5 protein-coding genes and 1 rRNA gene are annotated in these 7,760 nt (G+C 64.7%); 2 read left to right on the forward strand and 4 right to left on the reverse strand.

Annotation, left to right across the window (positions count from 1 at the left end):
• Positions 1-86: 86 nt before the first annotated feature.
• Together rtcA and AC56DV_RS08445 are read right to left on the reverse strand one after the other, a co-directional pair.
• Entirely contained in the window at positions 87-1,124 is a 1,038-nt protein-coding gene (rtcA, locus tag AC56DV_RS08440) for an RNA 3'-terminal phosphate cyclase (RefSeq protein WP_496313860.1), read from the reverse strand.
• Positions 1,121-2,356 (reverse strand): RtcB family protein, encoded by a 1,236-nt coding sequence (locus AC56DV_RS08445; RefSeq protein ID WP_496313861.1) that lies wholly within the window; start codon positions 2,354-2,356, stop codon positions 1,121-1,123. The genes rtcA and AC56DV_RS08445 overlap by 4 nt, the downstream gene beginning before the upstream one ends.
• A 199-nt stretch (positions 2,357-2,555) precedes the next feature.
• Here AC56DV_RS08445 and rtcR point away from each other — a divergent pair, with 199 nt between their 5' ends.
• Together rtcR and AC56DV_RS08455 are read left to right on the forward strand one after the other, a co-directional pair.
• Positions 2,556-4,163 (forward strand): RNA repair transcriptional activator RtcR, encoded by a 1,608-nt coding sequence (gene rtcR / locus AC56DV_RS08450; RefSeq protein ID WP_496313862.1) that lies wholly within the window; start codon positions 2,556-2,558, stop codon positions 4,161-4,163.
• 54 nt (positions 4,164-4,217) lie between these two features.
• Positions 4,218-5,492 carry a DUF445 domain-containing protein gene (locus AC56DV_RS08455; RefSeq protein WP_496313863.1) on the forward strand — a complete coding sequence of 425 codons (1,275 nt, stop codon included), beginning with the start codon at positions 4,218-4,220 and terminating at the stop codon, positions 5,490-5,492.
• 12 nt (positions 5,493-5,504) lie between these two features.
• On the opposite strand, the gene AC56DV_RS08460 is transcribed toward AC56DV_RS08455, so the two are convergent.
• Complete coding sequence (locus AC56DV_RS08460) at positions 5,505-7,532, reverse strand: esterase-like activity of phytase family protein (protein WP_496313864.1); 2,028 nt, start codon at positions 7,530-7,532, stop codon at positions 5,505-5,507.
• A 115-nt stretch (positions 7,533-7,647) separates the two neighbouring features.
• Positions 7,648-7,760, reverse strand: a 5S ribosomal RNA gene (gene rrf, locus AC56DV_RS08465).

A 7,760-nucleotide genomic window follows, 5' to 3' on the forward strand; every position in this document is an offset into this window, starting at 1 on the left:
TATCCACCAGGAGCAATTGGCGTGCCACGCGGTTTTGCCATGCGCGCGCTGGCACGGTGTGCCAGTTTGGAACAGGTGTTACGCCATCAACAGGCGGAAATGGTACAAGTGCTGTGCCGCTCGCCCGCTTCGAAGCGGATCTCCACCGGCAGGAAGCGCCCGATCACGCCGGCATTGGTGAGCGCATGCTGCGACACGCGGTCCAGCGTGAACTTGCCGCCGCCCGCCAGCGCCATCGGCAGCATCAGCTGGTCCGCCAGATGTTCGCCCACGGCGGCCCCGGACGCGATATAGCGGCGCGCTTCGCCGAGCGCATGCCGGGCCACTTCCTCGGCCCGCACGGCCTTCTCGCCGAAGCCTGCGAATACCTCGGTAACGTATTCGGACTCCAGCGTGATGAGCAGCACATTGCCCGGCCCCTCCTCGTCCGGCAAGCGCCGCTCATGCAGTTGGGACTCGGACCAGCCCAGTCCCGTGGCCACGCATTCCAGTTCGCGCCGCGCCACGCGCGATGGCACGCCCGCAACCAGGCTCTCGGCATAGGAATTGCGCCGCGCGCCGGGTGACACCAGCTCGATGCGCCGCAGCTGCGCACAAGGCTGCACGCGCGCGACGATTTCGCCGCCGCCGGCCGGATAGAAGCCATGGCGCTTCAACTCTATCGCCAAATCCGCCCCCATCGCGGCCATCACGCGGCCATAGCTGCGCTCGAGGAAATGCGCGGGCGGCGCCTTGGGATTGTGCGTGCCGCCGCTGACCGTCACCGTGGACGGCGCATCGGCGAACAGCAGCGCCGGCAGCAGGGTTTGCAGCACCAGCGTGCTGCTGCCGGCGGTACCGATGGCGAAGCGGTAGCTGCCGCCACGGATGCGGCCTGGCCGGAACGCCAGCTCGCGCGCGCCCACCACCGCCTGCGACACATCCGCTCCGCACACCGCAGCCGCAGCCTGCACCGCAACCAGGTGCTGCCGCATCAAGCCCGGCTTGGCGCGGTTGGCGCGGATGTTCACGATGCGGAAGGGACGCCCGGTAATCATCGACAGCGTGAGCGCGCTGCGCAGCACCTGGCCGCCGCCCTCGCCCTGCGAGCCATCCAGCTCTATCAAGCCGTCCATCATCGTCATCCTTTCACGCAGACGACCTGCTTCAGCGTGTGCACCACTTCCACCAGGTCGCGCTGGGCGTGCATCACCGCGTCGATGTCCTTGTAGGCCATCGGAATCTCGTCGATCACGTTGGCGTCCTTGCGGCACTCCACGCCCTGCGTGGCGCGCACCTGGTCTTCCAGCGTGTAGCGGCGCTTGGCCTCGTTGCGGCTCATGGTGCGGCCCGCGCCGTGGCTGCAGCTGTTGAAGCTTTCCGGGTTGCCCTTGCCGCGCACGATGAAGCTCTTGGCGCCCATCGAACCCGGGATGATGCCCAGCTCCCCCTCGCGCGCCGACACCGCACCCTTGCGGGTCACCAGCACGTCCTTGCCGAAATGGCGCTCCTTCTGCACGTAGTTGTGGTGGCAGTTCACGGCCTCGACGTGCGTTTCGAATGGCTTGGTGATCACGTTGCGCACCGCCGCGATCAGGTTCTGCATCATCACCTCGCGGTTCATGCGCGCGAATTTCTGCGCCCAGCCCACCGCTTCCACGTAATCGTCGTAATGCTGCGTGCCCTCGTTCATGTACGCCAAATCCTTGTCCGGCAGGTTGGCGATGTGGGCGCGCATGTCCTGCTGCGCCAGTTCGATGAAGTGGGTGCCGATGGCATTGCCCACGCCGCGCGAACCGGAGTGCAGCATGAACCACACCGCGCCCTGCTCGTCCAGGCACACCTCCACAAAGTGGTTGCCGCTGCCCAGCGTGCCGAGGTGGCGGTAGTTGTTGGTGTTCTTCAGCTTGGGCGTCTTCTGGCAGATGACGTCGAACTCGTCCTTCAGCTGCTCCCAGGCGGCGTCCACCGCCGACGGCGGCGTGTGCCAGGAACCCTCGTCGCGCCCCTTGTAGCCGCGCGTCTTCGGCGTCATGCCGTGCGGGATGGCTTTCTCGATGGCGCTGCGCAGCGGCCCCAGGTTGTCCGGCAGGTCGCGCGCGTTCAGCGTGGTCTTGGCCGCCATCATGCCGCAGCCGATGTCCACGCCCACCGCCGCCGGGATAATCGCGCCCAGCGTCGGGATCACGCTGCCGATGGTCGAGCCTTTACCCAGGTGCACGTCCGGCATCACCGCGATGTGCTTGTAAATAAAGGGCATCTTCGCCGTGTTGGCCAGCTGGGCCTTTGCCTGCTCTTCGACAGGCACGCCGCCGGTCCACATCTTCACCGGGCTGCCGCCCTGGTTATCCAGCAATTCGTAGGTTTCTTTTTTCATGATCGTTCCATTTAATCCGGTTTATACATCGCCGACAAGGGCGGCGAGAATGCCGTGCCAGACGAATATGCATGCTATTGCAATCACCGTGCCACATCGAGGCAGCAAGCTAAGTACTTGATAAATATAGAAACTTCGATTGTCACTCCAACAGGTGTTTTGTGATAAATTATCCCTAAAGATAAATGCTTATCCACCCATGAAAAAGAAGACAGTCATCCTGGGCTTCGTCGGCACCACGCTGGACAGCGGAAACGGCAGCGCGCGCTGGGAAAAGTGGCGGCCCACGGTGGCCATGGCGCAGCACGAGGACCTGGTGGTCGACCGCTTCGAGCTGCTCTACAACGGCAGCTACGGCCCGCTCGTCCAGCAAGTGGCGCAGGACATCGCCGCGGTATCGCCGGAGACCAGTGTTGCCCAGCACAAGCTGCACATCCGCGACCCTTGGGATTTCGGCGACGTCTACGGCGCCTTGTATGACTTCGCGCGCAGCTATCCGTTCGATCCCGACAAGGAGGAATACTGGATCCACATCACCACCGGCACACACGTGGTGCAGATCTGCCTGTTCCTGATGACGGAGGCGCGCTACTTTCCCGGCTGCCTGCTGCAGACTTCGCCGCCGCGCCGCCACGCTGCCGGCTCGCCCGGCAACTACACGCTGATCGACCTGGACCTGTCGCGCTACGACCAGATCGCGCAGCGCTTCGCCACGGCGCAGCAGGAAGGCGTGGCCTTTCTCAAGTCCGGCATCGCCACGCGCAATCCGCAGTTCAACCTGATGATCGACGAGATCGAGCACGTGGCCGTGCGCTCGCGCGCGCCCATGCTGCTGATGGGCCCCACCGGCGCTGGCAAGTCATTCCTGGCGCGCCGCGTGTTCGAGCTGAAGAAGGCGCGCCACCAGCTGAAGGGCGCGTTCGTCGAGATCAACTGCGCCACCCTGCACGGCGACGGCGCCGGGTCCACCTTGTTCGGCCACGTCAGGGGAGCCTTCACCGGCGCCGCCTCGGACCGTCCCGGCCTGTTGCGCACCGCGCACAAAGGCTTGCTGTTCCTGGACGAGATAGGGGAGCTGGGCCTGGACGAGCAAGCCATGCTGCTCAAGGCCGTGGAGGAAAAACGCTTCCTTCCAATGGGCGGCGACCATGAAGTGCAAAGCGACTTCCAGCTCATTGCCGGCACCAACCGCGACCTGGCCGTCGAGGTGGCGGCCGGCCGCTTCCGCGAAGACCTGTACGCCCGCATCAATCTATGGACCTACGCCCTGCCCGGCTTGTCCGACCGGCCGGAAGACATCGAACCCAATCTGGACTACCTGCTGCAGCAGTACAGCGCCGAGCATGGCGACGCGGTGCGCTTCAACAAGGAAGCCCGCGAACGGTTCATGGCCTTCGCCGCATCGCCCGATGCGCGCTGGAGCGGCAACTTCCGCGACCTGTCCGCCGCCGTCACGCGCATGGCCACGCTGGCCGAGGCCGGGCGCATCACCACGGCGGTGGCCGGCGCGGAAATCGCCCGCCTGCAGCGCCAGTGGCGCACGCTGACGCCCGGCGCCGGCACGGCCAACGGTCCGCGCATCGCGCTGGAAGACGTGATCGGCGAAGAAGCGGCGGCGCAGATCGATCTGTTCGACCGCGTGCAGCTGGAGGCGGTGCTGGCCGTGTGCCGCCAGTCGAAGACCATGTCCGACGCCGGCCGCAAGCTGTACGCCGTATCGCGTGCGGAAAAGGCCAAGCCGAACGATGCCGACCGCCTGCGAAAATACCTGGCCCGCTTCGGCCTGGACTGGGAGCAGGTGGCATAGGCTGCGCGCCCGGCCCCGGCTTACTGGTAAAGTAGGGCCAACCCGGAGGATGGAATGAACAAGGAACTTGAACTCAAAAAGTCCAAGCGCACCGCCCTGCTGTTCCTCGCTGCTGCAGCCCTGGTCTTTATGGTGACCGCCTTCCTGCCGCGCAGCTTCGCGGTGGATTGCGTGAAGGCGGTGTCGGAAGCGGCCATGGTGGGGGCGCTGGCCGACTGGTTCGCCGTGGCGGCGCTGTTCCGCAAGGTGCCGATTCCGCTCATCTCCGCGCACACCAACATCATCCCCAACAACAAGGACCGCATCGCCGACAATCTGGCGCGCTTCGTTCAGGAGAAATTCCTCGACCCGGAGTCGCTGGTGGGCCTGATCCGCAAGCATGATCCGATTGCCAAGCTGGGCACCTGGCTGGCCGAACCGGCCAACGACCGCATCCTCGGCGGCTACGTGGTGCGCCTGGCGGCCGGCATGCTGGACATGGCGGAGGACGCGCGCATCCAGCGCTTCCTGAAGGACGCCTTCCACGCCATGCTGGGCAAGCTCGATCTGTCGCGTTCACTGGCCACCGTGCTCGATGCGCTGACCAGGGACGGCCGCCACCAGGAAGTGCTGGACGACGTGATCGACGCCGCGCTGCTGCACCTACGCGCGCCGGAGAACCAGGAGCTGATCGCCAGCAGCATCATCCATTGGCTCAAGCGCGAGCACGCGGCGATGGAGAAGCTGCTGCCCACCGCCTGGCTGGGCGAGAAAGGCGCGGACTGGGTGACGGAAGCGCTCAACACGCTGCTGCTGGAAGTGGCGGAGGACCGTTCGCACAAGCTGCGCCGGCGGCTGGACCGCATGATCGCCGAATTCATCGTGCGGCTGCGCGAGGATCCGTCGTTCCACCAGCGCGCGGAAGAAATCAAGCGCTACATCCGCGACGGCGAAGCGGTGAACGCCTACCTGGCGGAGATCTGGAACGGCTTGCGCAGCTGGATGCGGCAGGACCTGGCGGCGGAGGAATCGGAGCTGCACCGGCGCGTGGCGGCGATGAGCAAATGGCTGGGCGAGGAACTGGCCCGCAACGAGGACTTGCGCGAGTCGCTCAGCCGGCACATGGAAGACGCGGCGCGCGCCATGGCGCCGGACTTCGCCGACTTCCTCACCCGCCACATCAGCGACACGGTGAAGAAGTGGGACACGGAAGACATGTCGCGCCAGATCGAACTCAATATCGGCAAGGACTTGCAATACATCCGCATCAACGGCACTATCGTTGGCGGATGTATCGGGCTACTGCTGTTCCTGTCCTCGCACCTGATCGGCCTGGTGCGCATGCAATGACGGCTTGGCGGCTTAGTAGGCCGTCAGCGCCTTGCCGAACTTGATCAGCCACAGACGGCTTGGACGTTCACGGTCGTCGCCACGGGTCACGCGGATGCTGTTGGCGGCGTTGCAGCCCACGGTGCTGCTGGTGACGATCGCGCCGTTCGCGTCCACATTGCACTTGGTGACGTCGGCATCCACCGCCACGCCGGCCGGGGTGTAGATCTTGGTCTTCAGGCCGAAGTCATTGTCGTTGGCCAGGGCCAGCGTGTTACCGTCGACAATCGTCAGGCCTTCGGCTTTTTCAGCCAGCCAGCCGATCGCGTTCAGATCCAGCAGCACGGTCTTCTTCAGCGCCACCACTTTCGACCAGTCAGCGCCGTTCACCGCCGCGCCGCCCATCGAGCTTTTCTCCAGGTCGGACGTGGTGGCGTTAAAGGCAGCCGCGTTGATGTCGGTCGCGTTCGCGATCTCCACCAGCATCAGCTTGTTGAACACTTTGCCGCTCGGCGCCGCGCCCTGTTCGATGACGATGAATTTGCCGTTGCCCAGCGCGACCACGTCGCCCAGCTTGGCGTTGCCGGTGCGGCCGTCCTGATAGTCGGCGCCGTTCAGCGGATAGGCGTACATTTTCGACGTGGTGCCGGTCGCCGGATCGAATTCCACCCAGCGCGTGAAGCGCGCGAAGCGTTCAACCTGCTCGCTCTTGCCAGTCACCGAGTACGGCGCGCTGCCGTCCGAGAGGGGGCTTTGCAGGAAGGTGTGCAGCTTGTCGGTGGTGGCGTCCAGTGCCATGCCTTCGATGCCGCGATTGGCGCGGCGCTTGGCGAAAATGGCAGGCAGGCCGCTGCCGGCAGCGTACTTGTTCTGGATGATGCCGGTGGCCGGGTCGATCTTCACCACGAAGGGACCGTATTCGTCCGCCACCCACAGCGCGTTGCGCTTCTTGTCCAGCACCACGGCTTCGCTGTCCAGGCCATTGGCATTGAAGGTAGCCTTGCCGCTGGCGTCGAACTTCATTGCATCCATCACAGGAATTTCAGCCGAGTTGCCCAGCGTGCCGGCGGGCAGCGGCAGGCCGGTGGCGTTGGCGGTGGCCGATGCCTTGATCGGCTGCACGGAAGTCAGCACCGCACCGTTTTTGCCAACCGTGACGATACCGATCGACGGCGTGAAGCTTGGCGCCGGGAAGATCTTTGCGCCCATTACGCCGCTGCCGGTGAGCGCCGGCACGTTAGGGCCGTCGCCGTTCGGGCCGCGGTCGGTCAGGCCGTAGAATTCCAGCTCGCCGTTGGCGTTTGTGCCCTTGAAAGCCAGCGAGGAACCGAACGATGGCAGGAAGCCGAGCGGGAAGTCTTCCTTCACCTTGGCGTTGCTGCCTTCATATGGAATGTAGTACTTGGCGTCCGCCTGCACCTGGTAGCGGGTGACGGTCACGCTCACGTCGCCCTGCGTGAAGGCCTGGTTGACCGGCGTACCGAGCTTCGATGCCATCGTGTCCTCAAAGTGTTCGCGTACCAGTGCGCGGCGCTCGTCGTCTACGCTGCGTGCCGCGTATTTTACGCCGGCTGCGGCCAGGTTGGCGGACAGCGCGCTATTGAACGCGGCGGCGGGCAGCGTGAAATCGGCGCTTTTCGCGGCCAACGCGGCTTTGACCTCGGAGGTGATCTTGATGCCGTTTTGCGGATCGCTGTCCTCGTCCAGCAGCTGCAGGGCCAGCAGGCGGTTGACCACTTTGAGGTCGCCGATATCGGTGGCGCCGGCCAGCTGCAACGGCGTGATGGTGGCGGCGCAAGCGGCGCTGCCCAGCGCGATGCCGCCGATGCTGAAGCTCACGGTGTCGCCCGTGATGCAGGTGAATTCGCCCTTGGCGCTGGTGCTGGCCTTGGCGGCGGTGCCCGCCACGTATTCCAGGCCTTCGACGGCGCCGTCCAGGAACAAGCCGCTGATCTGCGGCTTCACCGGCGCAACAACGGCCGGCGCATCATCACTGCTGCCGCAAGCGCTGAGCGCGACGGCAACGGCCAGGGACAACAGGGAGAGTTGGGGGAGCTTCATGCTGCGGACCTCTTCTGATTGAAAAGGCGCAGTCTACTGAGCAGTTGTTACAACAACATGACTGGAAAGCAAAAAACCCCGCCAGGATCACCCGGCGGGGTTTTGCTTATAACTAGCCTGACGATAACCTACTTTCACACTGGTTGCAGCACTATCATCGGCGCAAAATCGTTTCACGGTCCTGTTCGGGATGGGAAGGGGTGGGACCGATTTGCTATGGTCATCAGG

The organism is Massilia sp. BGA-UO-ETr-WB1 (assembly GCF_059567845.1).

Coding starts and splice junctions, on each gene's coding strand:
- rtcA (WP_496313860.1), bottom strand. CDS start 1,124: ATGACGATGATGGACGGCTTGATAGAGCTGGATGGCTCGCAGGGCGAG.
- rtcR (WP_496313862.1), top strand. CDS start 2,556: ATGAAAAAGAAGACAGTCATCCTGGGCTTCGTCGGCACCACGCTGGAC.
- AC56DV_RS08460 (WP_496313864.1), bottom strand. CDS start 7,532: ATGAAGCTCCCCCAACTCTCCCTGTTGTCCCTGGCCGTTGCCGTCGCG.
- AC56DV_RS08445 (WP_496313861.1), bottom strand. CDS start 2,356: ATGAAAAAAGAAACCTACGAATTGCTGGATAACCAGGGCGGCAGCCCG.
- AC56DV_RS08455 (WP_496313863.1), top strand. CDS start 4,218: ATGAACAAGGAACTTGAACTCAAAAAGTCCAAGCGCACCGCCCTGCTG.